At 68.9% G+C, this 25,425-nt stretch carries 25 protein-coding genes and 4 pseudogenes; 16 read left to right on the forward strand and 13 right to left on the reverse strand.

The window, feature by feature from the left end; all coding sequences use genetic code 11:
* Positions 1–250: 250 nt before the first annotated feature.
* The 3 genes and pseudogenes from OHA64_RS47240 to OHA64_RS47250 all read right to left on the reverse strand — a co-directional run.
* The gene (locus OHA64_RS47240) at positions 251–397 is read right to left on the reverse strand and encodes a hypothetical protein (RefSeq protein ID WP_405623529.1); all 147 of its coding nucleotides are present in this window, start codon (positions 395–397) and stop codon (positions 251–253) included.
* Between the two features lie 11 nt (positions 398–408).
* Complete coding sequence (locus tag OHA64_RS47245; protein WP_405623530.1) at positions 409–573, reverse strand: hypothetical protein; 165 nt, start codon at positions 571–573, stop codon at positions 409–411.
* 39 nt (positions 574–612) lie between these two features.
* Positions 613–711, reverse strand: a pseudogene (locus OHA64_RS47250) (dihydrofolate reductase); the annotation flags it as partial.
* A 14-nt stretch (positions 712–725) separates the two neighbouring features.
* On the opposite strand from OHA64_RS47250, the pseudogene OHA64_RS47255 reads away from it, so the two are divergent.
* Positions 726–902 (forward strand): annotated as a pseudogene (locus tag OHA64_RS47255) (transcriptional regulator); the annotation flags it as partial.
* Positions 903–1,309: 407 nt separating this feature from the next.
* Here OHA64_RS47255 and OHA64_RS47260 read toward each other — a convergent pair.
* Positions 1,310–2,140: an alpha/beta fold hydrolase gene (locus tag OHA64_RS47260; protein WP_405623532.1), complete on the reverse strand. Its 831-nt coding sequence runs from the start codon at positions 2,138–2,140 to the stop codon at positions 1,310–1,312.
* A gap of 128 nt (positions 2,141–2,268) precedes the next feature.
* Between OHA64_RS47260 and OHA64_RS47265 the strand changes: the two genes are divergently transcribed.
* Positions 2,269–2,601 carry a hypothetical protein gene (locus OHA64_RS47265; RefSeq protein ID WP_405623534.1) on the forward strand — a complete coding sequence of 111 codons (333 nt, stop codon included), beginning with the start codon at positions 2,269–2,271 and terminating at the stop codon, positions 2,599–2,601.
* A 17-nt stretch (positions 2,602–2,618) separates the two neighbouring features.
* Here the strand turns inward: OHA64_RS47265 and OHA64_RS47270 are convergent, their stop codons facing one another.
* The 3 genes from OHA64_RS47270 to OHA64_RS47280 form a co-directional block, all read right to left on the reverse strand.
* Positions 2,619–2,834: a hypothetical protein gene (locus OHA64_RS47270; protein WP_405623535.1), complete on the reverse strand. Its 216-nt coding sequence runs from the start codon at positions 2,832–2,834 to the stop codon at positions 2,619–2,621.
* A gap of 181 nt (positions 2,835–3,015) precedes the next feature.
* Entirely contained in the window at positions 3,016–3,153 is a 138-nt protein-coding gene (locus tag OHA64_RS47275) for a hypothetical protein (RefSeq protein ID WP_405623537.1), read from the reverse strand.
* A 352-nt stretch (positions 3,154–3,505) separates the two neighbouring features.
* Positions 3,506–3,868 (reverse strand): hypothetical protein, encoded by a 363-nt coding sequence (locus tag OHA64_RS47280; protein ID WP_405623538.1) that lies wholly within the window; start codon positions 3,866–3,868, stop codon positions 3,506–3,508.
* Positions 3,869–4,164: 296 nt separating this feature from the next.
* Here OHA64_RS47280 and OHA64_RS47285 point away from each other — a divergent pair, with 296 nt between their 5' ends.
* The 7 genes from OHA64_RS47285 (at position 4,165) to OHA64_RS47315 (ending at position 13,417) form a co-directional block, all read left to right on the forward strand.
* Complete coding sequence (locus OHA64_RS47285; protein ID WP_405623540.1) at positions 4,165–4,743, forward strand: TetR/AcrR family transcriptional regulator; 579 nt, start codon at positions 4,165–4,167, stop codon at positions 4,741–4,743.
* Positions 4,744–4,853: 110 nt separating this feature from the next.
* On the forward strand, positions 4,854–6,149 hold the full coding sequence (locus OHA64_RS47290) for a hypothetical protein (RefSeq protein WP_405623541.1): 1,296 nt from the start codon (positions 4,854–4,856) through the stop codon (positions 6,147–6,149).
* A gap of 38 nt (positions 6,150–6,187) precedes the next feature.
* Positions 6,188–7,066 carry an alpha/beta fold hydrolase gene (locus OHA64_RS47295; RefSeq protein WP_405624413.1) on the forward strand — a complete coding sequence of 293 codons (879 nt, stop codon included), beginning with the start codon at positions 6,188–6,190 and terminating at the stop codon, positions 7,064–7,066.
* A gap of 660 nt (positions 7,067–7,726) precedes the next feature.
* The gene (locus tag OHA64_RS47300; RefSeq protein ID WP_405623542.1) at positions 7,727–9,022 is read left to right on the forward strand and encodes a sensor histidine kinase; all 1,296 of its coding nucleotides are present in this window, start codon (positions 7,727–7,729) and stop codon (positions 9,020–9,022) included.
* Positions 9,019–9,669, forward strand: a complete 651-nt coding sequence (locus tag OHA64_RS47305; protein WP_405623543.1) for a response regulator — start codon at positions 9,019–9,021, stop codon at positions 9,667–9,669. The genes OHA64_RS47300 and OHA64_RS47305 overlap by 4 nt, the downstream gene beginning before the upstream one ends.
* A gap of 225 nt (positions 9,670–9,894) precedes the next feature.
* Positions 9,895–10,662, forward strand: a complete 768-nt coding sequence (locus OHA64_RS47310; RefSeq protein WP_405624415.1) for an ABC transporter ATP-binding protein — start codon at positions 9,895–9,897, stop codon at positions 10,660–10,662.
* A gap of 223 nt (positions 10,663–10,885) precedes the next feature.
* Positions 10,886–13,417: an ABC transporter permease gene (locus tag OHA64_RS47315; protein ID WP_405623544.1), complete on the forward strand. Its 2,532-nt coding sequence runs from the start codon at positions 10,886–10,888 to the stop codon at positions 13,415–13,417.
* 112 nt (positions 13,418–13,529) lie between these two features.
* Here OHA64_RS47315 and OHA64_RS47320 read toward each other — a convergent pair.
* Together OHA64_RS47320 and OHA64_RS47325 are read right to left on the reverse strand one after the other, a co-directional pair.
* Positions 13,530–13,687, reverse strand: a pseudogene (locus OHA64_RS47320) (peptidase); the annotation flags it as partial.
* Positions 13,688–13,972: 285 nt separating this feature from the next.
* Positions 13,973–14,155 carry a hypothetical protein gene (locus OHA64_RS47325; protein ID WP_405623545.1) on the reverse strand — a complete coding sequence of 61 codons (183 nt, stop codon included), beginning with the start codon at positions 14,153–14,155 and terminating at the stop codon, positions 13,973–13,975.
* Between the two features lie 399 nt (positions 14,156–14,554).
* Between OHA64_RS47325 and OHA64_RS47330 the strand changes: the two genes are divergently transcribed.
* The 4 genes from OHA64_RS47330 (at position 14,555) to OHA64_RS47345 (ending at position 18,403) form a co-directional block, all read left to right on the forward strand.
* On the forward strand, positions 14,555–15,139 hold the full coding sequence (locus OHA64_RS47330) for a hypothetical protein (RefSeq protein WP_405623546.1): 585 nt from the start codon (positions 14,555–14,557) through the stop codon (positions 15,137–15,139).
* The gene (locus tag OHA64_RS47335; RefSeq protein ID WP_405623547.1) at positions 15,136–15,741 is read left to right on the forward strand and encodes a toxin-antitoxin system, toxin component; all 606 of its coding nucleotides are present in this window, start codon (positions 15,136–15,138) and stop codon (positions 15,739–15,741) included. The genes OHA64_RS47330 and OHA64_RS47335 overlap by 4 nt, the downstream gene beginning before the upstream one ends.
* Positions 15,742–16,470: 729 nt before the next feature.
* Positions 16,471–16,971, forward strand: a complete 501-nt coding sequence (locus OHA64_RS47340; RefSeq protein ID WP_405623548.1) for a DUF6545 domain-containing protein — start codon at positions 16,471–16,473, stop codon at positions 16,969–16,971.
* The gene (locus tag OHA64_RS47345; protein WP_405623549.1) at positions 16,964–18,403 is read left to right on the forward strand and encodes an FAD-dependent oxidoreductase; all 1,440 of its coding nucleotides are present in this window, start codon (positions 16,964–16,966) and stop codon (positions 18,401–18,403) included. The genes OHA64_RS47340 and OHA64_RS47345 overlap by 8 nt, the downstream gene beginning before the upstream one ends.
* A gap of 894 nt (positions 18,404–19,297) precedes the next feature.
* Here the strand turns inward: OHA64_RS47345 and OHA64_RS47350 are convergent.
* From OHA64_RS47350 to OHA64_RS47360, 3 genes and pseudogenes are all read right to left on the reverse strand, one after another.
* Complete coding sequence (locus OHA64_RS47350) at positions 19,298–20,689, reverse strand: TolB family protein (protein WP_405623550.1); 1,392 nt, start codon at positions 20,687–20,689, stop codon at positions 19,298–19,300.
* Between the two features lie 362 nt (positions 20,690–21,051).
* A pseudogene (locus tag OHA64_RS47355) lies at positions 21,052–21,171 on the reverse strand (nuclear transport factor 2 family protein); the annotation flags it as partial.
* 162 nt (positions 21,172–21,333) lie between these two features.
* Positions 21,334–22,224, reverse strand: a complete 891-nt coding sequence (locus OHA64_RS47360) for a LysR family transcriptional regulator (protein ID WP_405623551.1) — start codon at positions 22,222–22,224, stop codon at positions 21,334–21,336.
* Between the two features lie 149 nt (positions 22,225–22,373).
* On the opposite strand from OHA64_RS47360, the gene OHA64_RS47365 reads away from it, so the two are divergent.
* Positions 22,374–22,820 carry a nuclear transport factor 2 family protein gene (locus OHA64_RS47365; RefSeq protein WP_405623553.1) on the forward strand — a complete coding sequence of 149 codons (447 nt, stop codon included), beginning with the start codon at positions 22,374–22,376 and terminating at the stop codon, positions 22,818–22,820.
* 75 nt (positions 22,821–22,895) lie between these two features.
* A complete protein-coding gene (locus tag OHA64_RS47370) occupies positions 22,896–24,092 on the forward strand; it encodes an NAD(P)/FAD-dependent oxidoreductase (RefSeq protein ID WP_405623555.1) in 1,197 nt (398 codons plus the stop codon).
* Positions 24,093–24,303: 211 nt separating this feature from the next.
* Here the strand turns inward: OHA64_RS47370 and OHA64_RS47375 are convergent, their stop codons facing one another.
* The gene (locus tag OHA64_RS47375) at positions 24,304–24,687 is read right to left on the reverse strand and encodes a DoxX family protein (protein ID WP_405623556.1); all 384 of its coding nucleotides are present in this window, start codon (positions 24,685–24,687) and stop codon (positions 24,304–24,306) included.
* A 171-nt stretch (positions 24,688–24,858) separates the two neighbouring features.
* Here OHA64_RS47375 and OHA64_RS47380 point away from each other — a divergent pair, with 171 nt between their 5' ends.
* On the forward strand, positions 24,859–25,332 hold the full coding sequence (locus OHA64_RS47380; RefSeq protein WP_399725528.1) for a carboxymuconolactone decarboxylase family protein: 474 nt from the start codon (positions 24,859–24,861) through the stop codon (positions 25,330–25,332).
* Positions 25,333–25,425: the final 93 nt, after the last annotated feature.

Below are 25,425 nucleotides of genomic sequence, written 5' to 3' on the forward strand. Positions count from 1 at the left end.
TGCTTGTCGGCAACCGTCGCCGCGTCTCCGGGAGGAAGACGTTCCGCCCTACTCATGCCCCGGCACGTTGATTTGACGTCGTGTCAGAGATCGGGTGACACGTGCCCGTCCTGCGAGAACGGTGCGCCGGTAACAACAGGCGGGGGAAAAGTGCAGAATGAAACCACCGGCCCGGCGGAAAACCTCCGATGTGCCGAAGGTCACCCCGCGCTCCCGCCGTTCCCGCTCCCACCCGCACTCACTCGCCCGTTCAGGCGACGTCATCGCGGTCGCGTGCCCATTGACTCCAGGCCTGGTCGACACCGTGGTCGGAGTCGACCAGGACACCGTCGTTGTCGAACAGCAGGCCCTCGCAGGGGATGTCGAGCACGGTGGGCGGGTGGGGCAGCGCAGTCATGGATCGTCTCTTCAGGTCACGGGGCGGTTGCGGTAGCGGCCGACCAATTCACGGGCGGCGGTCTGCATACGGACAGGTGGAAGTCCCTGAGCGAGGAGTGTCAGGTCGTCGAGGACCATGTCGCCGATGCTCTGGAAGGCTTCCGGGATGCCGCCGGCGCGGTGTGCGGAGAGCACGAGCCCCTCGAGTTCGCGGGCCGGGTCGTTTGCGGCGACCGGTTCGTCCGGCCATACGTCGATGCCTGCGAGCAGGCGTCCGCGTGCGACGTGGGCGAGGAGCGCCGGGTAGTCGACGACCGGAGCGCGGCTGACCAGGACGACGTTTCCACCACCCGGTCGTCGGCGAGGTCACCCTCGCCTGGCACGGGGCGGCCGTGGATGACGAACCCGGCCTCACCCTCCTCATCTACACCGCCGAACCGAACTCATCTTCCGAAGAGGGCCTGCGCCTGCTCGCCTCCTGGGCCGCCTCCCAGGACGGTGCCTCTCCTGCCGATCGCCTCTGATGCCACCGGCGCCCGGCCCCGCCCGTCAGGTTCCGCGTCGACGACCCGGGCCGGCGCTGCCGGCGCTGTCCCGAGCCCGCCGGTGCTGAATGCGGCGCACGCCGCCGGGCACATCCCTTGTGCGCGACGGGCTTGCCTGGCGGCCGGCCCGGTGGGCGGAACGGGTATCGAAGTCCTCGCACCACCGCACGGGATGGGTCTACCGGACGGCCGCGGCCCACGGCAGGCCCCGCACATGCGGTAGGAGAGGCAGCCGAGATGAGACCACCGCCTGTGATCTGCCAGGAAGCCTGCGGCACGCCCTGTCCGAACTCCAGCACACCCTCCCGACTTCGTGGGCCGCATTCGGGCCGCTTACCACTTCCAGAACGCCACCGGCACCATCTGCGCCCGCTGTACAGCGCGGACTACGACTTCACGAAGTCCAAGAGGCCGGGGTTGAGGACTTCCGGGTGGGTCGAGAACATGCCGTGGGGGAGTCCTTCGTAGGACTTCAGGGTGCCGTTCTTCAGGAGTTCGACCGACAACGGCGCCGAGTCCGCGTACGGCACGACCTGATCGTCCGTGCCGTGCGCGACGAGGACCGGGACGTCGATCTGCTGCAGGTCGTCGGTGAAGTCGGTCTCGGAAAAAGCCTCGATGCACTCGTAGTGTGCGTTGGCCGCGCCCATCATCCCCTGTCGCCACCAATTGTTGATCAGGCCCTGGGACACCTGCGCGCCGTCCCGGTTGAAGCCGTAGAAAGGACCGGAGGGCACGTCGATGTAGAACTGCGAGCGGTTGGCGGCGAGGGACGCTCGGAAATCGTCGAAGACCTCGATCGGCGTACCGCCGGGATTGGTCTCGGACTTGACCATCACCGGTGGAACAGCGCTGGCGAGCACGGCCTTCGCGACCCGGCCCGGCTTGGCGCGCGCCACATAGCGCGCCACCTCGCCGCCACCGGTCGAATGCCCGATGTGTACGGCGCCCTGCAGGTCCAGTAGGTCGGTGAGTGCCGCGACATCGGCGGCGTAGGTGTCCATCTCGTGGCCCGTCGAGGTCTGGCTCGAGCGTCCGTGACCGCGCCGGTCGTGCGCTATCACGCGATAGCCCTGGGACAGGAAGAACAACATCTGGTTGTCCCAGTCGTCGGCGCTGAGCGGCCAGCCGTGGTGGAAGACGATCGGCCGGCCGTCACGCGGACCCCAGTCCTTGTAGAAGATCGTCGTGCCGTCGGAGGTGGTGAACGTGCCCATCGCTGATCCTTCCGCGTCTGGCTGAAGGGGCTGGGTCGCGCGGAGGCCGCTGATGCACAGCAGGGGCGGACGCACCCAGCTGAACGAAAGTGCAGGATCCGCGGCCCGGACAGACCACGGCTGTGCCTATGGCAGCCACCATACGCCCACGTCCGGCACGCCTCATGTGCAACGGCAGGCGCCCCGGAACCGGCGGTGCGTGCCACGAGGTCACCGGCGTCCGGCAGGCCCGTGTCATCGCGGGGATCGAGGTTCCCGAGACCGTGGCGGTCGCCGAAGCCACGCTCCTGATCCGGAAGACCATCAGTCCGCATTTCCGCTCGAGGCCCAGGGCGTGGTCTGGATGGCTGTCGCCCTGCACAGGACACCAGGCCTTCAGCCCACGATTGATCAATGCGACACAGAGCGAGGACGACAACCGCATCATCGAGAAGGACAAGTTCCTCGTGTGGATCAAGTAGGCAACCGTCAACACCCGTCAGAGGACTGCGAGATGAGTGACGAGGTCGAACGCGGCCGTGGACGCGTACCGGTTCAGTACCACCAGTTCGACATCAGCGACGAGGACGGGACGACCGGCCCCGACCTGGACCGCGGACACAACGCACTGGTACGGGTGGACAAAGGCGTCACCATCGTCATGACCGGCATCCACACCGGCGACGTCGACGTCGACGTCACCGTCACCGTCCACGAAACCGAACCCGCACCTGACGACGGCAACTGGCAGCTGCGGAAATCTCCGCCGGCGACTACCGGCTGCGCATTCACGCCCGCGGCCGGGACACCGCCGCCGACCTGGCCCTCGACGAGATCACCGAGTGGTACCTCATCCAGGCCTGACCGGCACCCACCCAACCGAGCACGGTGCTCCGTCAGCCCACGGTGTAGGAGTACGGGATTCCGATCAGCTCGGATCCCATGACGTCCGGGAAGGCCGAGTCGGTGTCGACGTAGACCGTTCCGTGGACGACCGTGCCGACGGGTGAGGTGGGGGTCAGGGTGAGCTTCATCGTCGCGGTCCTGCCGGCGGTTGCGGCGACGGGGTTCCAGTCGGCCTCGGGGTCCCAGAACTCACCGGGGGGAGGCCTTGGCCGCCGGGTCGAAGGACCGGGTCGTGGCGGTGAGCGTGACCTTCGCGGTGCCCTGGCCCGCGGGCTTGCGGGAGGGACGTCCGGGTCCCTGTGTCCGAGGCGAACTGCAACGACAAGGGCGCGTCACCGGCCGTACGCAGCAAAGGGACCCGCACCGGGAACCGTGCGGTGCCGCCCGCCGGGAGGGTCCGGGTCTGCTCGGGCACTCCGGCCGAGGTGTAGCGGTGGCCGGTGATCCGGACGGTGACCGGACCGCGGTAGGTGCCCGGCTTCAGGGGCTGGTCCTGAAGGTGCGCGCGGCCGTTGTTCCACACGACCTTGACGGTCCAGGTGCCGGGCGCGGGTCGTGGACGTCGACGTGCTGGTAGTTGCTGTGCAGCCCGTAGCCGTCGTAGTCGTAGCTGACCTGCGTCAGCCGTCCGGCCGGATCGGTCAGGAGCAGCGCGAGCTTGCCGGAGTCCGCGGTGCCGGGCCCCACCATCTCGGCGTCCAGCAGCGGGGTTCCCTTCGCCACCCGGACGGTGAACGGCCGGGCCGCGAGCGCGCCTTCCCGGTCGTCCCCGGCGAGCGGGGCGCCGACGGTGACCTTGCGCGGGTCACGGAAGGTCTGGGCGCCGACCGTGCGGGAGGTCATCGTGACCCGCTGCGGCCGGTCGGCGATGTTGGAGAGGAGTATCTGAGGTCGCGACGGCTCATCGTTCCTGTGTTTGATTCCAGGATCCTGGCGAAGGAGACGCTGCACTGAACACCTGACCGCCGCGGCCGACTCGCCCCCGCGCACGTGGGCATGGTCTGTGCCCGCTGCGCGACTCGGACACCGCCGAGGACGCCGACGGCGAGTAGCCGTGAGGTAGGCCTGCCGGTCGGCGCATGGTCAGCCGCCTGTGGTCTTTTCTTGAGCGTGCGATCCAGATAGGTTACGGTGGGGTCATGGCAAGGACCCGGGAGTTCGACACGGAGGCGGCGGTGAGCCGCGCGATGGAGCTGTTCTGGACGCGCGGCTATGAGGCCACCTCGGTGCGCGACCTGACCGGGCACCTGGGGATCGGGCAAGGGTCCTTGTATGCCGCGTTCGGCGACAAGGAGGGCCTGTACCGGGCGGCGCTGGAGCACTACCGCACCACCCTGGCGGCGGCCGCCCTGCGAAGTCTGGAGGAGGGGGCGGACGCCCGGTCGGCGATCCGTACGATGCTCGTCGAGCGGGTCCGGATCGCCGTGGAGGACAACGGTCGAGGCTGCCTGGTGGTCAACGCCGCCTGCGAGCGCCTGCCGGAGGACGCGGCGACCCGGCGCACCGTGCGCGACATGCAGGACGCCAGCCGGGATGCGCTCGCCGAGGTGCTGCGGGTCGCGGCGGAGCGGGGCGAGATCGCGGCCCGACACGACCCGCACACTCTCGCCGCTTTCCTCGTCACCTTCCTCAACGGACTGCTGGTCTCCTCGAAGATCACGCCGGACGTCCGCGCCCTCGAACCCCTCGTGGAGGTCGCGCTGGCCGCCCTCGACTGACTTTTTCATGCCCTCAATCTGTATCAGACGATCCAGATAAGTCGCCGGTGCCGCTCGGACACGGGATCCGGCGACCCCGCCCCTGCTTCATCGAAGACTCCGGAGGACCCATGCCCCCCGCACCCACCCCGAGCACGCCCGCTCTCGGCGGCAGCCGCTGGAACACCTTCCCCGCGGCCGGTACCACCCTGACCGCCCGCGAGTTCTTCACCGCCGCCGAGCCGCTGCTGCAGGGCATCATCGACGACAATGCCCTCACCAGCGCCGACAGCAAGGTGCTGGAGGACCAGATCCGTGCGGCACTCGCCCTCGGCACCCGGGAGACCTCCCTCCCACTGGTCATCGGCCCGGACAGTGCCTCGGCAGCGCGCGAACTGGGCGCGCAGGCCGAGACGATCGGTCAAGAGCTCGCCTCGTGGTCCACCGAGGCACTGGAGCGGCTGCTCACCGATCCGGTACCGCTGCCCGCCGGCCCACTGGTCGTCCGCAGCCACTGCTACGGCCACCTGCTCACCCCTCCCGCAGCCGATCTGCTCCTCGGCCGTCGCGGTGGACCGGTCACGATGCAGCTCTACAACGAGTGGCTCCACCAGATCGTCCTGCTGCGTGACGCCCTGCTGCCCTTCACCAACTGGCAGGACGTCCCGTTCCTGATCACCCCAACCGGACTGCGGCACACCGAACCGGCCCGCGACACGTTCCTCACCGAACTCATCGTCCGCCAGATCCGGCACACCAGCATCGTGGCCTTCGCCCGCCACGCCGTCACCGGCACCTCCGGCCCGGCCGGCTACGGCTTCGACGCCGTCGGCGGCACCGTCCTGCCCGCCGTCCTCGACCAGCCGCCCCTGACCGCCCCCCGGCACCTGCTGACCTGGCGCCCCGGCCCGGCCACCGACGAAACCACCACGTATGTCGCCGAGTTGCAGGACTACTACGCCGCACCCCGCACCCTCGTCGAGGACCTGCCGCCCGCCGCCACCACATCTGGCCCGCTCACCGCGCGTACCGTCACCGCGCCGGTCGCCGACGGTGCCCGCAGCGCCAGCATCGAGATCACCCACGACGGCACCACCGCCCGCGTCGACCTCGGCCAGGCTCTGCGCGGCCACCGCTACGCCCACCGACCGGACCCCGCCGCAGGCGACGCACATTCCGATGCCGCGCCCCGCACCGCAGCTGTGTGGTCCGCACTGTGCGCACCGGGACTGGTGTGGACGCAAGCAGGCGACGTCACCCTGGACGCCACCCACCAGGACGACCTCGTCGTACTGGCCCTGCTCGGCCGGCTCTACCCGGAGAACGTCACCCTGCGCCCCGTCGGCCATTCCGCTGCCCGGACGACCGCTGACGGCACCGGACCCAGCCGCCTGGTGACCCTCGTCGACCCTCCGCAAGCCCACTGACACCCGCATCGCGAAGTACACCAGGAAGGTTGGAAAAGTTGATGTTCGACCATGACGGAACGCCCGTCCGCACGGGCCGAGCCGCCGTCAACGGAACGAGTCTGCACTACCGCACGGCCGGGTCCGGCCCCGCAGTGGTGCTCCTGCACGGCGTGCCCAAGACCAGCTACCACTGGCGCCACCTCGTCCCGAAGCTGACGCCCCACTACACCGTCGTCGTCCCCGACCTTCGTGGTCTCGGCGACTCCGCCCGCCCGTCGGACGGCTACGACTCCGCGACGATGAGCGACGACATCGCCGAGCTGATGACCTACCTCGGACACGAGACATACGCGGTGGCGGGCGAGGACTGGGGAGCGGTGATCGGCTACCAGCTCGCCGCCCGCCACCGCGACCACGTCACCGCTCTCGTGTTCGTTGAAGCCCTGTTCCCCGGATTCGGCTTCGAGGACCACACAGCCCTCACCCCCGAGAATGTCTCCAGCGGCATGCACCTGTGGCACCTGGGCTTCTACTTCCAGCCGGACATACCCGAGATGCTCATCGCCGGACACGAGCGCGAGCTGATCACCTACATGATCAAGTACGAGCGCAGCCACCCCGACAGCGCCACCCTCGACGCGGTCGACGAATACGTGCGCTGCTACTCGATGCCGGGCGGAATCCGCGCGATGCTCTCCATCTACCGGGCCATGCTCGTGGACGCCGAACAGAACCGGCAGACCGCACAAAAAAAACTGGATATCCCGGTCCTGGCCCTCGGCGGATCCGCGTTCATCGGCGACCGCAACGAGTCCCAGATGCGGCTCATGGCCCATCACGTCACCGGACACACCTTCGACGCAGGCCACGACCTTGCAGAGGAAGTACCCGACGAGATGGCCGACGTCATCCTGCCGTTCCTGGCCACGCACTAGGCGGGCACTAGGCGCTGTTTCTGGATCATGTGCGGAGACAGGCGATGAGGGCCGCGACGGTGACGGTTCCGAGGCAGATGTAGGCGCGTTTGGTGTGCCGTATTCCGCATTCCGCGTCGCCGTAGGTAAAGGCGGTTGTTGCGGGATGTGTAGGCCCTGTCCGCGGCGAGTGCCGGCATCGTCCGCCACGAAGAGATGGAATTTGGTGGTGAACCCTCGACCAGGCGGCCGCGCAGGAGCCGCTTCGCGGGCACGGCGGTCACCTGCCGCCTGACGAGGGTGACCAGGGTGTGGAGGAGTCGCTGCGGCGGTACGCAGAGCTACGAGGTGCTTCGGATCCTGGCCTCCGCGCCGGACCGTTCGAGCTGATCCCGAACCCGCCGCTGAGCGAGCGCACCGGCCGGCGCCGGTGGAGTACGGAGGTGGCCAAGAAGGTAGTGGGCTGGAAGACCGAAGAGATCCAGGTCCCGGTCATTGCCCGGGGTCAGGGCACCGGCGATCCCCCCGCCCTGGACGCCCCACGGAGCCACCCGGCGGATCCGCCGGACCCCTCGTACCGGACTCCGAAGCGGGTGCGCGACGCCCGGCCCGCGCCCAACCACCGACCCACGCGCGGGAGGCGGGCGGCAATCGCCGCCGTAGGTGCGTAGGGTGGCGCGGGTGCGAATAGCTGTGTCCTCCGGCCGGCGTGCCGGTTACCGAAGTTGGCCGGGGCGGATCCTGATCTCGGCGCTGGCACTGTTGTTCCTCCTCTCCGTCTATGAGGACGTGCGGGGACGGATCGTCTTCGACCCGGCCTTCGACAGGGCGGCCTTCGTCGGGGACTGGGCGCCGGTCTGCTCCGGAGCCCTGGCCGGGGCGATGGCCGTGCTGGCCGCGGTGCGCGATCCCCGATGGGTCCTGCGGGCCGCGCTGGTGGCCTGCGCCGGCACCTTCGTGGCCACGGTGGCCTACCACCTGCTGCCGGTGAACATGGTGACCAGCGAGAGCAGCGGCAGCGAACTCATAGGCCTGCTGGTCCTCCTCGCCGTCGCGGTGCGCCGCTGCACGCCCCGGTGGGCCCCGGTGGTCGTGGCGGCCTTGTGCATCAGCGTGTTCTCCGTCCCGGTGCTGCGGGACTCGGATCCTGGCGACTTCTCCGACAGCACCGTGCTGGAACTGGCCCTGGCCTTCGTCTGCGGCCTGGTGCTGCGCCTCTACGACGTCCAACAGGAACGCACCGGACAACTGGTCCGGCAGGAGGAACGGCTCGCGCTCGCCCGCGACCTGCACGACACCGTGGCCCATCAGGTGACCGCGATCGTGGTGCAGCTGCAGGCCGTGCGCCATGTCACCGGCCGGGGCACCCCCGACCCGCGGATGCTGAACGAGATGCTCGAGGCCGTCGAGCACGCGGGTGGCGAGGCGCTGACGTCGATGCGGCGTCTGGTCGGTTCGATGCGCGGTGACGAGACTCCGCGGCATCAGGAGAACCTCGGTGAGGTGCTGACCCGCATCGTGGACGAGGCACGGGCGACGGGACTGCCGATCCGGCTGGACCTCGGACAGGAGCTGCCGGAGGATGTCCCCACGGAGGTCACCGGCGGGCTGAGCCGTGTCCTGCAGGAAGCCCTGACCAACGCCCAGCGCCATGCGCGCGGAGCGCGGTCGGTGGACGTGTCCGCCCGGGTCGCGGCACGCAACGCCGAACTGATCGTCGAGGACGACGGACAAGGATCTCCGTCCGGACACCGCGGCACCCTCGGGCGGCTCGGCGGCGGCTTCGGCATCATGGGCATGCGGGAGCGGATCGAGCTGCTCGGCGGCGCCTTCGAGGCGGGGCACCGACCCGAAGGCGGGTGGCGTGTACACGCCTCCGTACCGCTGCACCCCGACGACGCTTCACGGAACGCCCGTGCACGCGGGCGGCACGCCGTACGATCCGGGTCGCGGCTACGGGAGGGCAGGACGGCATGACCATACGCATCCTGGTCGCGGACGATCAGTATCTGGTGCGGGCCGGGTTCCGCATGGTGCTGTCGGCCGAGTCCGACATGGAGGTGGTGGCCGAGGCCGCCGACGGGGCCTCGGCCCTGTCGCTGGCCCGCGAGAGGAGGCCGGACGTGTGTCTCGTGGACATCCGGATGCCCCCGCCCGACGGTCTGGAGGTCACCCGCCGACTGGCCGGCGGCGGTCATCCCGGAGCGCCGAAGGTGGTCGTGGTCACCACCTTCGACCTCGACGAGTATGTGTATACGGCGCTGTCGAACGGAGCGTCGGGCTTCCTCCTCAAGGACGCCGGTCCGGCGCTGCTGACCGAGGCCGTCCGGGCGGCCGTCCGCGGGGACGCCATGGTCGCCCCGCAGATCACTCTCCGTCTGCTGCAGCACTTCACCAAGGCGCGGCGACGCGGTGCGTCCGAGCCGGCGGAACCGCTGACCGACCGCGAGGAGGAGGTCATCCAGGGCGTAGCCCGCGGACTGACCAACCCGGAGATCGCCGCCGAGCTGTACATCGCGCCCAGCACCGTCAAGACGCATCTGGGGTCGGTCCAGGCGAAGTTGGGCCTGCGCAACAGGGTCGAGGTCGCGGCCTGGGCCTTCCGCTCGGGGCGTGCCGAATAGCGATCGCGCCGTGAGAGCGGTCCGGCCGGAACAGCGGTTTGGCGGTCATCGCGGTCGGTCCAGGACGGCGGTCCCGCAGCGATCTCCCCCGATCGGGGGATGCGGCGCCGGATGTTCGGGGGATCCGCCGGCGGGTGGCAGAGCGGGAGGCTCATGGAGGTCGCCATCAGCGGCGACACCCTCTGCCACGAGGGGCAATCCATCGAGCGTCCACCGAGGATCGGCATGCACGCAATCCCGCCCCCTTCCGCCCCGGAGAGCTACGCGGCCCACGCCACCGACCTGACCAAGGTGTACGGCACGGGGGACACCCGTGTGGTGGCCCTCGACGCGGTCACAGTCGGGTTCGTCCGGAGCCGGTTCACCGCGATCATGGGTCCCTCTGGATCAGGGAAGTCCACCCTGATGCACTGCATGGCCGGTCTCGACTCGCTGTCCTTCGGGTCGGTCCGCCTCGGCGACACGGAGATCGGCTCCCTGAACGACCGTCAGCTCACCCGGTTGCGCCGCGACCGCATCGGCTTCGTCTTCCAGGCGTTCAACCTGCTGCCCACCCTGAGCGCCGTGGAGAACATCACCCTCCCCATGGACATCGCGGGCCGCAAGCCGGAACGGGCCTGGCTGGAGAGCATCATCCAGACCGTCGGCCTGGCCGACCGGCTCGACCACCGGCCCGGCCAGCTCTCTGGCGGCCAGCAGCAGCGCGTCGCCGTCGCCCGTGCGCTGGCCGGGCGGCCCGACATCGTCTTCGCCGACGAGCCCACCGGCAACCTGGACTCCCGCAGCGGGGCCGAGATCCTCGAGTTCCTGCGCCGCTCCACGAGCGCGCTGGGCCAGACCGTCGTCATGGTCACCCACGACCCGGTCGCCGCCTCCTACGCGGACCGCGTTGTCTTCCTCGCCGACGGGCGCATCGTCGACGAACTCCACGCGCCCACCGCCGAGGCCGTCCTGGAACGCATGGGACGCCTGACACCCGCGCACCAGGTCTGACCGCCCACGCCACGCCTGACGTCCGCTCACCGCGCCTGACGCGCGTACATCCCGCGCCTGACGCGCGTACATCCCGCGCCTGACGCGCGTACATCCCGCGCCTGACGCGCGTACATCCCGCGCCTGACGCGCGTACATCCCGCGCCTGACGCGCGTACATCCCGCGCCTGACGCGCGTCCCGCTCTCCGAGCATCCCTCACCCGGCACCCCGGAAGGCCGCCAGTGTTCCGCACCGCCTTGCGCAACGTCCTCGCGCACAAAGCCCGCCTGCTGATGACCATGCTCGCCGTTCTGCTCGGCGTCGCCTTCGTCGTGGGCACCATCGTCTTCACCGACACCGTCACCAATGCCTACAAGGAGCGCTACCTCACCACCCTGCGCAATGTCTCGGTCCAGGCCACACCGCCGTTCGACGAGAAATCCGGAGAGCCCGGCACCGTGGGGGAGGACACGCTACGGCGCCTGCAACGGCTGCCCGGCGTGGCGTCCGTGATCGGCTCCGTCGAAGGGTTCGCCGCCGTGGCCGCGAAGGACGGCCACCCCCTCGGCGAGGGCAACGTGGCCATAGCGGGCAACTACTTCCCCCAGGCGGACGGCAAGGACAACCGCCACCCGCTGACCACCGGACGCGCCCCCGCCGGGCCCGACGAGGTGCTGGTGGACACCAGCACCGCCGACCAAGGCGGCTACAAGGTGGGCGACATCGTCCGGCTGGCCATCGACGGACCGGTGCTGCACAAGAAACTCGTCGGCATCGTCCGCACCGACGACACCTCCGGCTCCGGCGGCACCTCGGTGTACTTCGACGACGCCACCGCGCAGAAACTGTTGCTGAAGCCGAGTCAGTACGACGGTGTCTCCCTCGAGGCCGAGCGCGGCGCCTCCGAGCAGCGGCTCGCGGCCGAGGCGCGCGACCTGCTGCCCAAGGACTCCGAGATCAGCACGGGGGCACAGTTGCGCGAGCAGCAGCAGGCCGAGGCCGCAGAGGGGGCGGACGGGCTCAGCCAGGTGCTGCTCGTCTTCGCGGCCATCGCCCTGTTCGTCGGCATCTTCGTCATCGGCAACACCTTCACCATGCTGGTCACCCAGCGTTCGCAGGAGATGGCGCTGATGCGGGCCGTCGGCGCCGAACGCCGCCAGGTGACCCGTTCCGTCCTCATCGAGGCCGCCCTGCTGGGGCTGTGCGCAGGGGCCGCGGGGTTCCTCCTCGGTATCGGCGTGGCCATGGTGATGCGTCAGCTCTTCGCGTCCACCGGATCCGGCTTCCCCGACGGGCCGTTGGTCGTCGCTCCGGGCACCGTGCTGGTCTCGTTCCTGGTGGGCGTCGTCGTCACCATGCTCGCCGCCTATCTGCCGGCCCGCCGCGCCGCCGCCGTGCCTCCCGTGGCCGCCATGTCAGCGCTCCACACACCCCCGCCGGTCCGCAGCCTCCGCAGGCGCAACGCCATCGGTGTCGCCCTGATCGTGATCGGTGTGCTCGGCGTGGTGCTCACGGCGTCCAGCGGCGAACAGGGCCGCACCACCGTCCTCTTCCCGTCCGCCCTGCTGCTCATCGGCATCATCGTGGTGACCCCGGCGCTCTCCGTCCCGGCCATCGCCCTGGCCGGGCCCCTCCTGCGCCGCCTCGGTGTCCCGGGCACGCTGGCCCCGCGCAACGCCCGGCGCAATCCCCGGCGCACCGCCTCCACGGCCTCGGCCCTGATGATCGGGCTGTCCATGGTCATCGGGCTCACGGTGGTCGCGGTGTCCGCCACGACATCGCTGCACCAGCGGGCCGAGAACACCGTCACGGCCGACTTCGAGATCTCGTCGAGGAGAGGCGGCTACCTGCCCGCGTCGGTTAATGACACCCTGGCGAAGTCCACGGCCGTGACCTCGTCGAGCCCGCAGCGCCAGAGCGCCGTCCGGATCGGCGGCGACGAGGTGAACCTGACCGGTGTGGACGCCCGGAGCATCGGCGACCTCCTCGACCCGAGCTTCGCAACGGGGTCGCTCGCTGCACTGGGCGCGGCGGGCGGCGAAAACCTGCTGATCGACACCTCCACGGCCGACGTCTACGGATGGACCATGGGCCAGCAGCTTCCGGTGGTCTACGGCGACGGCAGCCGCGGCACCCTGCGGATCGGCGGCATCTACCGCGTCGACGAATTCCTCCCGGCCACCATGATGCCGCTCGCCACCCTCCAGCCCCATCTGAAGGAGATCGAGGACACCTCGGTCCTGGTGCACACCAAGGACGGCGACGGCGAGACGGTACGGCGGTCCCTGCAGCGCGCCCTCGACCAGAACCCCCTCATCCGACTGCGGAACACCGACGACCTGGCCGAGTCCGCCGGTGGCGAGGCCATCACCCTGCTCCTCAACATCCTGTACGGGCTGCTGGCGATGGCCGTGGTGATCGCCGTCCTGGGAGTCGTCAACACCCTCGCGATGTCGGTGTTCGAGCGAACCCGTGAGATCGGGATGCTGCGCGCGGTGGGCCTCCAGCCCGAGCAGACCAAGCGGATGATCCACCTGGAGTCCGTCCTCATCTCACTGTTCGGGGCCCTTCTGGGCATCGGCGCGGGCATCTTCCTCGGCTGGGCCGCGGGCAGGATCGCCTCCGACAGCATCCAGGGGTACGAGATGGTCGTCCCCTGGGGCCGCATCGCCGTGGCCCTCGTGGGCGCCGCACTCGTCGGCGTGGTGGCGGGACTCTGGCCCGCCCGCCGCGCGGCCCGGCTGAACGTCCTCACCGCCCTCAAGGCGGACTGAGGCGCGGGCGGGACGGCTTGGTACCCCGGGCGGCGGTCGGACTGGTTCCACCGCCGCCACGCGCGCCACCCGGCGCATTCCCCAAGCGCTCCGGGGCTGCCCGCCCGAGCGCTCAGGGGTTGCCGTAGGCCGTCACCATGATGTTCCGCGCCACCTCGTTCCTCTCCTGGCCCTTGGCGCCCGTGGAGTTGACGCTGCGAACCAGGATGCGCGAACCGTCGCGAGTGGAGGCCATGCCGTGTTGTAGCCCCAGCGGCCGCCCGTCTTGCCCAGGTTGGCACCGCTTGCGAAGACGGCCGCCAGCGATCGCTGCGGGCCCACGTCGACGGGCAAAGAGGCGAAGTCGAACCGGCGGCCCGTGCCGCGGGCGCTGTGATGCTTCACCAGCCGCCTTGGAGAAGGACCTCGGGCCGGTGGTGCGGGTGGCTCGGGCGGACAGCTGACCGACCTCGCCGGCTCATGCCACTCCCTCAAGACGGTCATCGACGTCCTGGATGCCTTCGGCCTCCCGCGCCAACCGCGCGAACGTTTCGTCCCTCTGCCGTCGGGCCGTGTTCAGCTCCGGCACATCCTCCAGCAGGGAGCGCAGCGCAGGTCGGCCACAGGCGCGAGGTATATGTCCCAGGTGGTCTCGCGCTGTGCGTGTCCGAGCAGGTCCTGGACCGTCTGCCACGGATCGCCGTAGAGCAGGCGGAAGTCCCTTCGCTCCTCGGTGGTCAGGTGCACACGCGCATCCATTACGTGGCTCCGCCATCAACGCACCCAGCTCCTGACGACACCGGTCATCGGCCGCGCGGAAGACGTTCTCCCATGAGGCCGGTCGCAGGGCGGCCCCTGCTCGTTCAGCCACAACCACAACCACAACCACAACGGCTCCGGCCCGTTCGGACCCTCCGTGTACATGGTCATCCGCTCAGCCACGGTCGCCTCGCTCTGCGCGGAGTCAGGTCCCGGGATCCCGCATGGACCAGCACGACGCCCTAACGATCGTTTTGAGCCAGTTAACGATCGTTGAAATCGGGGATCAGGGCGCGTACTGTGCCGATGCACGCCAGTATCCGACTCGGAGGGCCTGGGAGTACGCCGGTGGACTCTGCCCCGTCACTGCCAGAGACACTCGAGCGCCTCAAGGCGCTCATGCAAGAGCGGGACCTGGAGCAGTCGCACCTGCTCAACCCCAGGGAACTTGCCGCCAAGACGGCTCTGCCCGAGCACACCGTGCGTGCCCTGCTCCGGGGCAGTACCCTCCCCGCCGACACCGTCAACGAGCGGGTCCGGGCGCGCCTCAAGGCTCTCTCGGACGCCCACCTGGCACGCCACGGCCAGCGCATGTCCGATCTCGCCGGCAGCATCTCCCGAAAGCTGGGAGTCTCCGGCGTCTGGGCGCGCCAGGTCTGCTCCGGCGACAAGATGCCCAGCGTCGAACTTCTGCACGGCCTCGTGGACTTCTTCCAGGTCGAAGGCGGGGAGGCGTTCTTCACCGCCCCAGCACCCGAGGCCCTCAGCCGCGTGCTGCAGCCCGTCCTCGCCGCGCAGCAACAGGAGGTAGGGGACAGGCCCCACGCCACAGTTGACCCACTGACCGCTGTATCGGAGCAGTTCGACGACGTCCGAGGCATCGCCCTGCGCCAGGCGCAGAACCTGCCAGAAGAACGGTGGAACGTTCTCAACGCGACCCTCAAAGCCCTGCTCGAGCTCGATGAGAACGAAGGTGACCAGTGAGCACGCGATTACGGGCGATGCGACAGCTCAGCGCCCAACTCGTCCGCAACCTCCAGCCCGCCAGTGACCAAGAGATCATCCCCGCGATAGGCCAGGCCCTCACCCAGGGACGTGGGCGGCCGGTCCGGCTGCGTACGGCAGCGTTTCCGCCCGGGATCGCCAGCGGCCTATGGGTCGACCGCACCAGCCACGACCTGATCGCCTATGAGGAGAACACCGACCCCGAGCACCAGCTCGTGATCATCGGGCATGAGGCGTGGCACATGTTCCAGGGCCACTGCAGCAGCACCACCGCCCACGGTCCCACCGCATCCCGCGCCCAAGAGCCCCAGACGGCAGGCGCGCTGTTGAAGCTGGCGGCCGTCCTCTCCGAGGCCGACGACACCGAACTTCCTCCAGCCACTCGCACGGACGCCGGTTTGCACTTCGCTGCCCGCGCCGATGCCCACCAGGTCGACGAGGAACTCGAAGCAGAGCTCTTCGGGTTCCGGTTCGCCACAGACGTGCAGGCCGCCCTTGCTCAGGCCCGCACCCTGGCCGACCCGCACTACCTCGCCGGGCGCATCCAGGTCTCCATGGCCCACCGCGTCCCCCGCAGCTGACCCGTTCCGTTCAGGGGACCCCGCCGCACCGTTACGAGGAGAAGAAAAGCCAGGTGTCGTCCGGAACCAGCAATCTCGGCTTCTACGCCTGCGGGATGATCCTCCTGCTGGTTTGCGCGGTGAAAGTCCCCGCGTTGGTCCGAAGATGGCACGACACGCTGCTACGCGCGGCCTGCCTGCTGCTCTTCGCCGCAGGCTGCCTGATGATCCTCGCGGCCCCGGATTCCATAGCGGGGCTCAACCAGCTCACCGGGATAGCCAACGTCGCCGCCCCCGTCGTCTACGTGACGACGACCGGGTTCTCCGGAGCGAGCCTCCTGCTGATCATCAACTGGCGGCCGGCACCTCCCGAACAGACCCGGCGCGCTTCACGCTGGTGCGTGATCGCCTACAGCCTGGCCATCGTCGTCATCATCGGCCTGTTCTGGGCAGGCAGCGCCCCGGTGGAGCAGATCGCCCTGTTCGACGCGCACTACGCCAACACCCCGTACATCCGGGAGATGATCGTCACCTACCTGGCTGCGCAAGGCGTGGCGATGATGGCCGCGAGCACCCTGTGCTGGCGGTGGTCCAAGGAGGTCCACGGCTCGCTTCGGGCAGGCCTGCGCATCCTCGCCCCCGCCTACCTGATCATCGTGTGCTACGACGGCATCAGACTGGTGGCCGTCGGCGCCCGCTGGACGGGCCCTCGTCGACAAGGTCTCAGTCCACCTTGCCCCTCCCGCCTCCATGCTCGGCGCCATCGGGTTCGTCCTCCCCCTCGCAGGCCCGCGCATGGCAGAAACCACACGCATCATCGGGCAACTGCGGCAGCTCGCACCCCTGTGGCGGGCCCTCCAGCACGTGCCCACCCCCGGCGCCGTCCGGACCTCGCTGCCATGGTGGCGAACTCCCCCTGCCGTACTCCTGACCGGGCGGAAAACGGCACTCTACGACGCCATACTCGCACTGGTCCCCTATTGCGACCCCGCCGTACGAGAGACCGCCTACCGCGCTGCCCTCCGCAACGCCAACGACGTGCCCTCCGCCGCCATCACCGCCGAAGCCGCCATGATCCTCATCGCCCGCGAACGGCAACGCACCACGCCTGACCAGCAGTACGAAACCACACAGACCGCGCTATGGCGCTCGAAAGATCTGGTTCGCCTGTCTCAGGCACTGACCTCGCCCATCGTCCGAGATCTCCACGACCATTGCATGCCCCAGAAGAAAGCAGCCCACCATGACTGAAGCCCCGCGCCGGAACACCACCCGCGTGGTCGTCATCGGGGGCAGCATCTCCGGCGTGCTCGCTGCGGCCGCGGTCAAGAACCACGTCGACTCCGTCGACATCATCGAAGCCCACGACCTCCCGCAAGGCCCCGAACCACGCACCGGCGTCCCCCAGGCCGCCCACATCCACCTCCTGCATGCCGGCGGCGCCGAGGCCATCGACAGCCTCCTGCCCAACACCACCGACCAGTTGCTCGCCGCCGGCGCCAACCGCATCCCGATGACCACCAACATGGTCATCTACTCTCCCGAAGGCTGGTATCGGCGCTGGCACCACACCACCCATTACCTGATCTCCGCGAGCCGGGACCTGACCGACTTCGTCGTCCGCGAGCAGGTCCTCAAAGACCCCCGGGTCAGCGTCCACACCAACACCAAAGTGCTCGCACTCCTCGGCAACCACCGCACCGTCACAGGTGTGCGGGTCCACACGGCCGACGGCGAGGAGTCGGAACTGCACGCGGACCTCGTCATCGATGCCTCCGGCCGAGCCACCCGCACCCCCCAGTGGCTCACCCGCCTGGGCATCACAGGCCTCGCCGAGAAACACATCGACTCCGGACTCGTCTACGCAAGCCGCATCTACCGCGCTCCCGGCCCCACCCGCAACTGGCCCATGGTCGGTGTACAGGCCGATCCACGGCTGCCCCAGCCCGGCAACGCAGGCGGCCTCCTGCCGATCGAAGGCGACCGCTGGCACGTCAGCCTGATGGGCGCACCCGGCGGACAACCCACGCGCGACCCAGACGCGTTCGAAACCTTCGCCCGCACCCTGCGCCACCCCGTCCTGGCGGACCTCCTCGCCGGCGCCGAACCTCTCACCGACGTCAGCGTCACCCACAGCACCGCCAACCGACGCTACTTCTACGAACGGCTCACACCCTGGCCCCAAGGCCTGGTAGCGCTCGGTGATTCCGTCGCATCGTTCAACCCCGTCTACGGACAGGGCATATCAGTGGCCGCACAAGGCGCCGTCGCCCTGCGCAACCTGATCTCCGCCGGCCTGACTCCAGACCTCGCGCGCCGCGCCCAGCGTGCCATCGCTCGCCCCGTCCACACCGCGTGGACCCTCGCCGTGGGTCAGGACGTCCACTTCCCGACCACGACAGGCGCCAGCCCGAACCTCGCCGACCGCATACTGCACCGCTACGTCAGCCGCCTGTCCCGCACAGCCACCGGCTCCTTCCACGCTGCCACAGCCTTGACAGACGTGCTGGCCCTACAAGCCCCGCCCGCCTCACTCGTCAAACCCAGCGTGCTGCTGACATCCTTGCTCGGCCCCATCCGCCCAACACTTGACCGGCCTCAGTTCACCCCGGCGGAGCGCAAGCTCCTGGACCACCATCTGAACGAGGCCGGTACATCTTGCGAGGGCGACAAAGGCTCATAAACGGGTACGTACGGCTCGCCACCGAGCAGGACCGGGGGCAACTCCGCATCGCGACCGCTGAGGCACAGAAGGCCATGGCGAACAACTACCGTACCGTTCTGTTCACAGGAACTCGTTGACCGTGTCGACCTCGACGCCATCGCTTCCGATCAGCCGGTACGGAAGCAGTGGGTCGCCGGTCTATTCGACCCGGCCCGTCCTCAGTACCTCCAGTACCTCCAGTACCTCCAGTACCTCATTGTCTCGTACCACTGCCGTGTGTTCTGGCATCTCTACCTCCTACCATCGCACCCGCCTCCTCGAACCGGGCGAGTGCGTCGGAAGGATTGTGCACGCAGGTCCCGGGATCACTATGGATCTCAAAGATCGCATCGATATCCGCTTCGTTCGGACGTCGCAGCGACAGCCGGGGTGTCTGCAACTCCTCGGCTGCCAGGCTCCAGTCATGCATATGAAGATCCCAAATCTGGTCTCCGGTTCAACATGGACCCACTTCGTTCACTTTCAACAACAGCCATGGTCAAGGGTGTTGGAGGTCAGGTGCCATTGTCAGGCAGGCTCACGGATCTTGATCCCTGTTCTGGAAGATCCGGTTGAGATGGTGGTCCAGCACTGCGGCGGCGGATCGCGGGCTGCGCTGGCCGACAGTGACGGGTTCGTGAGACTGGCGGTGAAGGCGTCGACGACGGGTCTGGCCGCTGCGGCGATCTACTGGGTTCGGATTCCTCACCCATCACCCGCGCCTCCGGCAAGAAGTCGTCCTTCACCTGCCGGCGGATGAAGAACGACCGCCTCAAACACGAGCACGGCCTTCCCTGGAGGCCGTGGCGGGTCTTCCGGCTCTGCCGGAATCGCTGGCGTAGGTCTGCCGCTGGGTGGGTCAGGCGAGCCCTTTCAATCGAGGCGGCGGACGAAGACGTCGCTGGTCTCGTTGGTGTCCCCGGGTACGAGGTCGTCCTCCCCCGAGCTGAAGGCCACGGTCCGGCCGAAGGCGTCAACAACTGGCGACGTGCGTTGAGCTGTGTCGCTCTGTGCCCCGTCCTTCGTGACATTGACTCGTTGGACGTCGCCTGTGATCAGGTCGCGTACGAAGGCGTCCGCGTCGCCGTTCGTGTCGCCCGGCACCAGGTTGTCGGCGGACGACGTGAAGACCACATGCCGATTGTCGGCACTGAGAGAAGGTCCGGCGGCCAAGGCCGCAGCTGTGCCGGCCGAGTGATCGTTCGGCTCCGACCCGTCGTACGCGAGCGAGAGGCGCCGGGTGGCTCCGGTGGCCAGGTCCGTGGCGAAGACATCCCGTTTGTCGTTGGTGTCGTCCGGCACAATGTCCCGCCACTCGCTGGAGTAGAGGGAGTAGCGCCCGTCCGGGCTCAGCCCGATGTTGCCTCGGACGGGCACGGGCAGGCCGTCGCGAGTGTGTGCCGCCAGGACGGTCCGCCCCGTGCGGGTGTCGTGCACGTAGAAGCTGAGGGCCTCGGGCCGTCTGATGCCGGAAGCCTCCGGCATCAGACGGCCCGAGGTGTCCGGCCGCGCCAACGCTTCGTCGTCGCCGCCGAGGGAGAACTGGGTCCGGAAGCCGATCCGGGTCCCGTCCGCGCTGATCGCCGCGCCCTCCGAGAACCCGTCGGTCTGGGTGCCGTCGTCGGCCACGCTGACCCGTTTGATGGTCTTCTTCCAGCGGTCGCGTACGAATACGTCCCTGCTGTTGTTGGTGTCCCCGGGGACCAGGTCGCTCCTGCTCGAAGTGAAGGCGACGTAGCGGCCGTTGGCGCTGATGGATGGTTCGTATGTCTGGGCCCCGGCCTCCCCGGCCTTGACGAGGAGCTCTGTCCGCCCCGTCAGGCGGTCGTGGACGAATACGTCCTGGGCGTCGGGAGTGTCGCCGGGCGCCAGGTTGTCGGCGTAGGAACTGAAGGCGATGTAGCGCCCGTTCGCACTCATTGAGTACGTCATGGTTTCGTTGTCGGCTTGGGTACCGTCGTCGGCCACGTTGGCCCGCTCGATCGTGCCGGTGTGCAGATCTTTGATGAAGATGTCGGAAAACCCGTTGCTGTCACCGGGCACCAGATTGGTCGCCGAGGAATCGAAGGCGATGTAGCGGCCGTTGGCGCTGATCCCGCCCACGCCGGAGAAATCGTTCGCCTGGGTGCCCTCGGCCGTGACACTGACCCGTTCCGTGCGCAGCCGGTGTTCGCGGCCGGACGCCGCCGCCGTGGTCACAGGCAGTGCGGTCGCGCAGCTGCCCACTAACGCCGCCAGCACGGCGACCTGTCTCAGACAACGCATTGCTCCCCCTTCAACAAGCTCCTCGGGCCCTGGACTTGCGGGCCAAGCGAAGCCAATACCGAGAACCGGCCGCGGGCAACGGGGCGGGAGGGCAAACAAGCCGTCTTTACCCAGCTGCTCGTAGTGCCAAGAAGATCGGCCCGTTCCGGACTACGAGCTGTTGCGTCTGGTGGGTCGCGGCAGTCGTTGTGGTCGTCACACACGACCTTGGGCCGATGGCCGTCGAATTCATCGATTCACGGGCGGGCCGGACGTCCGGTCGGTGGACCGGGGGACCAGCCAGGGCAACACCGACTTCGCCGAGGGGGATCACTTGATCCTGACTCGACGCTGAAACGGGCGAGGGATCGCTTCTCGCGCTCTCATGAGTGTCGGTGATAAGCCTTGTTGGCGATGCGCCAATTGTCGTCGACGCGGACCAGCAGGAAGATGTCGGTGAAGGCGTCCGCGCCGTGCTGGAGCGTCATGGTCGCGGTCGCGATGTGCCTGGGACGAGGGTGCCGTCGACGTCGAAGAACACGGCGCCCACATGATCGGTGAGAACACCGACCAAGGATGTCACCGCCACGTGAGACGCCAGATCCGGAGGCGACCCGAGTACTTCTGATACACGCCCCAGCCGATCAACTGCCCGTCACCCGCTGTCACAGGGAGATGGGACCGAGGTCGGCGGCGGTCTGGGCCAGTGCGCGGAGGGTGGGGCCGTCGGCGGTGGATCGCCACGTGAGGGCCCAGTGCATGGTGGGGGCGTCGTGAAGGGGGAGGAAGACGATGCCGGGGGGACGGTTGTAGCGGGCGGCGATCTCGCCCAGCGGGTGGACACACTGTCCGGAGGCGACCAGAGAGAGAACCTCGTGGAAAGTCCGCGCGGCGGGCCCGCGCGGGATACGGCGGCCGAGCGGCGTACGCGTGGGGACCATGGCCGCGATCCAGTACTCGGGGGCGTGGGGGCCGAAGTCGACGACATGGTTGTCGCCGAGGTCTTCCAGCGACGCGGTGCCGCGCTCGGCCAGCGGATCGTCTGTCGCCACGGCGAGCACGCGGCCTCCGGTCAGCACGGTCGGGCCGACCGTGAGGTCCGGTTCGGCCACCGGAAGCCACAGCACGTGCGCGTCGTGCTCTCCGGTGCGCAGCGCGGTGAACGGGTCGCTGCCGTTGATCTCGCCGAACTGGACATCGCTGCCGGGGTGGCGGGAGCGGAAGGCCTCGATGAGGGGGCGCAGTTCGTGGCCGGCGTGGCCGAACACACCCAGGCGCAGGGTCTGCCCCGTCCCCGCGCCGGACGCTTCGGCGCGGGCGAGCCCCTCCCGGAGAAGGTCGACGGCCTGCTGGAGGTCCTCGCGCAGACGTCGGCCGACCGGGGTCAGGGCGACGTGCCGGCTGGTGCGGTCGAACAGCACGACGCCGAGGCGCCGTTCCTGCTTGGCGATGGCCTGACTGACGCGGGCCTGGGACACATGAAGCCGCTCTGCGGTACGGCCGAAGTGCAGCTCCTCGGCCAGGGTCAGGAAGATCTCGATGTCACGCAGCTCCATGCACAACCCCCGTCCATGCATAACCGCCACATTATGAATAGCCCAAGGAACCCTACATTGTTCCGCCCTCCCGCCGCACCGATGCTGGATCCATCACCACCGGACAGGCGGCACACGCCTGACGCACACATGGATGGGGAGGGAAACCGATGGGCGACATGCGGGCCATTGCCGATCGCGTCGAGATAGAGGCGCTGCGAGCCGAGCTCACGGACGCGGTGATGATGCGTGACTTCGACCGCGCCGTCTCGACGTTCACGCCCAAGGGCGCCATGCGCTGGCCGCACATCGACAAGGAGTTCGTCGGCCGCGAGGAGATTCGCGCGGGGATCGAGTGGGGCCAGTCGCTCTGGGAGTTCTTCGTGCAGAACGCCCACCCGGGCGTCATCCGGCTGGACGGCGACACCGCAGCCGGCCGGGCGCACATCCAGGAGTTCGGACGGATGCGCGACGGCAGCTCGCACCTGAACTACGCCTTGTACCACGACCGTTACGAGCGAACCGCCGACGGCTGGAAGTTCAGCGAACGCATCTACGAGGTCCGGTACCTGGACTCCACCCCGCTCCGCGGCTCGGCGCCGGAGCGCCTCGGCTGATCCGTCCCGCACGCCGTCACGGCGTGCCAGGCCGACATCTTGCGTGCGAATTCCTGAAAGCGGAGGAGAGAAACCATGGCTGAGAACACCGAAGTCGTCGTGATCGGCGGCGGTTACGCCGGGGTCATGGCGGCCAACCGGCTGACGCAGCGCGACGACGTGACCGTGACGCTGTTCAACTGCCGCCCGGACTTCGTCGAGCGGATCCGACTGCACCAGCTGGCGGGCGGAACGCACGAGGCCGTCAGCGACTACCGGAAGGTCCTGGGCGAGCGCGTCCGGCTGGTGGTCGACACCGTGACCCGGATCGACGCGACGGGGCGCCGGGTGGAGCTGGCGAGCGGCGACACGGCCGGCTACGACTACCTGATCTGCGCGGTGGGCAGCGGCAGCGCCGACCCGGGCGTGCCCGGAGCTGCCGAGTTCGCCCACCCGATCGCCACGTTCGAGGAGGCGCGGCGCCTGCGGACGGTCCTCGACGCCGCTCCCGCCACTGCCCCTGTGACGGTGGTCGGGGCCGGTCCGACCGGCATCGAGACCGCCGCCGAACTGGCGGAGGCGGGCCGCACCGTGACCCTGGCCTGCGGCGGGCTGCTCGGGCCCTACCTGCACCCGAACGGCCGCCGCTCGGTCGCCAAGAGGCTGGCCGGCCTCGGTGTGACCGTGCTGCAGGGCCCCGGCACGAAGGTGACGGAGGTGACCGGCGACACCGTACGGCTCGGCGACGGCCGTGAGCTGTCGAGCGAGGTCACCATCTGGACCGCCGGGTTCGGCGTGCCGGACGTGGCCGTCCGCAGCGGGCTCAGCACCGACACTTTGGGCCGGCTGCTCACCGACGAGACCCTGACGAGCATCGACGACGAACGGATCGTCGCCGCCGGGGACTCGGCGGCACCGTCGGACATGCCGTTCCGGATGAGCTGCCAGGCCGCCGGCCCGCTGGGCGCACACGCCGCCGACACGGTGCTCAGCCGCATCGCGAGCAAGCGGCCCGCACCGATCGACCTGGGGTTCGCCGGCCAGTGCATCAGCCTGGGGCGCCGCGCGGGCATTTTCCAGTTCGCCCACAAGGACGACACCGCCAAGCGGCTCCACCTCGGCGGCCGAACAGGCGCGAAGGTGAAGGAACTTGTGTGCAGGCTCACCATCAAGCAGCTGGTGAACGAGGCACGCAAGCCCGGCTCCCATACCTGGGCCAAAGGCGAGCAGGGCCGCCGACTGCTGCGGGCCCAGCGCCGCGAGACGGCGGCCACCGCCGAACAGTCAGCCTGAACCACGCACCGGCAGCCGACGTGGGTCCCGGCACTCCGTCGTCTTCTTTGTGCGGCGCGGCGAAAGTTCAATAGCGGCGGAGCTGTTGTAGTAGGCGGGTGTTCATTGCTGAAAAGAGTGACGTGGTAGCCAATTCCGTTGGCTGGTAGGTGTATCGGTACGACCTGGAGTGTGCCTGGCACTTCGGCGCTCGACTGATATGCGCCGGTGGTCAGCCGGTGAAGGACTCGGGGCCGAAACGGCCCCATGCGACGAAGGCAGCCAGGGCGAGGTAGATCAGGTCGCCGGCGATCGTGGCTTTCTCGCCACGGCGCAGACGCATGGTGACCGCGCAGGCGAACAGCAGAACGAGTCCGGTGGCGGCCAGCGGCACCAGTACCGGCGCGATGTCGAGCAGCGCGGGCCCAATCAGGCCGACCGCAGCCAGCAGCTCGACGGCGCCGATGGCCTTGAGAGTCCCGGGGCTGAACTCCAGGACCCACTGGGCAGAGGAGCCCATCGCGGCCAGCTTCTCCTGCGGCACGAACGTCTTGGAGCTGCCCACCAGGCAGACAGCGGCGAGTACCCCAGCGATGATCCACAGCGCGACGTTCATCATCAACTCCCTGATCGAGGACTTCCGTACCCGAGACGAGGCAGCGACTCGGCCTGTGACATGCCCGAACCCAGACAGCGGAGAGACGTGGGTCACACCGTTCCGTGTCACAGGAGTGAGGGCCGCCTCGTCTTGAGGGTGAAGGCATCGACGAACATGGAGGAGCACACGATGGACGCGCGATTGAACTACTTCGCCAACCCGGCCGCCGGTAAGGCCCTCAAGTACTTCATGTCGGCTGGCCGGGAGCTGAAGGAATCGCCGCTGCCGGCCACGACGCAGGAGTTGGTGGCGCTGCGCGTGAGCCAGATCAATGGCTGCGCGGTCTGCATCGACATGCACACCAAGGAAGCCGCCGCGGCCGGCGAGACCCCGGTGCGGCTGAACCTGATCGCGGCCTGGCGGGAAGCGACGGTCTTCACCGCGGCCGAGCGCGCCGCACTGGAGCTGGCGGAGCAGGGAACCCGGGTCGCGGACGCGGCCACCGGGGTCAGCGACGACGTGTGGGCCCGCGCCGCTCAGCACTACGACGAGGAGCAGCTGACGGCCCTCGTGCTGCTGGTCTCGTTCATGAACACGGTGAACCGGCTGAACATCATCACCCAGCAGCCGGCCGGCGACTACCAGGTCGGCCAGTTCCACTGAACCACCACCGCACCCTGGCCCAGGTCAGGCCCGCCGGGGCCAGGACGCCGTGGTCAAGGCGGGCAGGGCGGTCGCGGCACGAGCGTTGTCTGC

Source organism: Streptomyces sp. NBC_00076, from assembly GCF_045041235.1.
Taxonomy (GTDB): Bacteria; Actinomycetota; Actinomycetes; order Streptomycetales; family Streptomycetaceae; genus Streptomyces.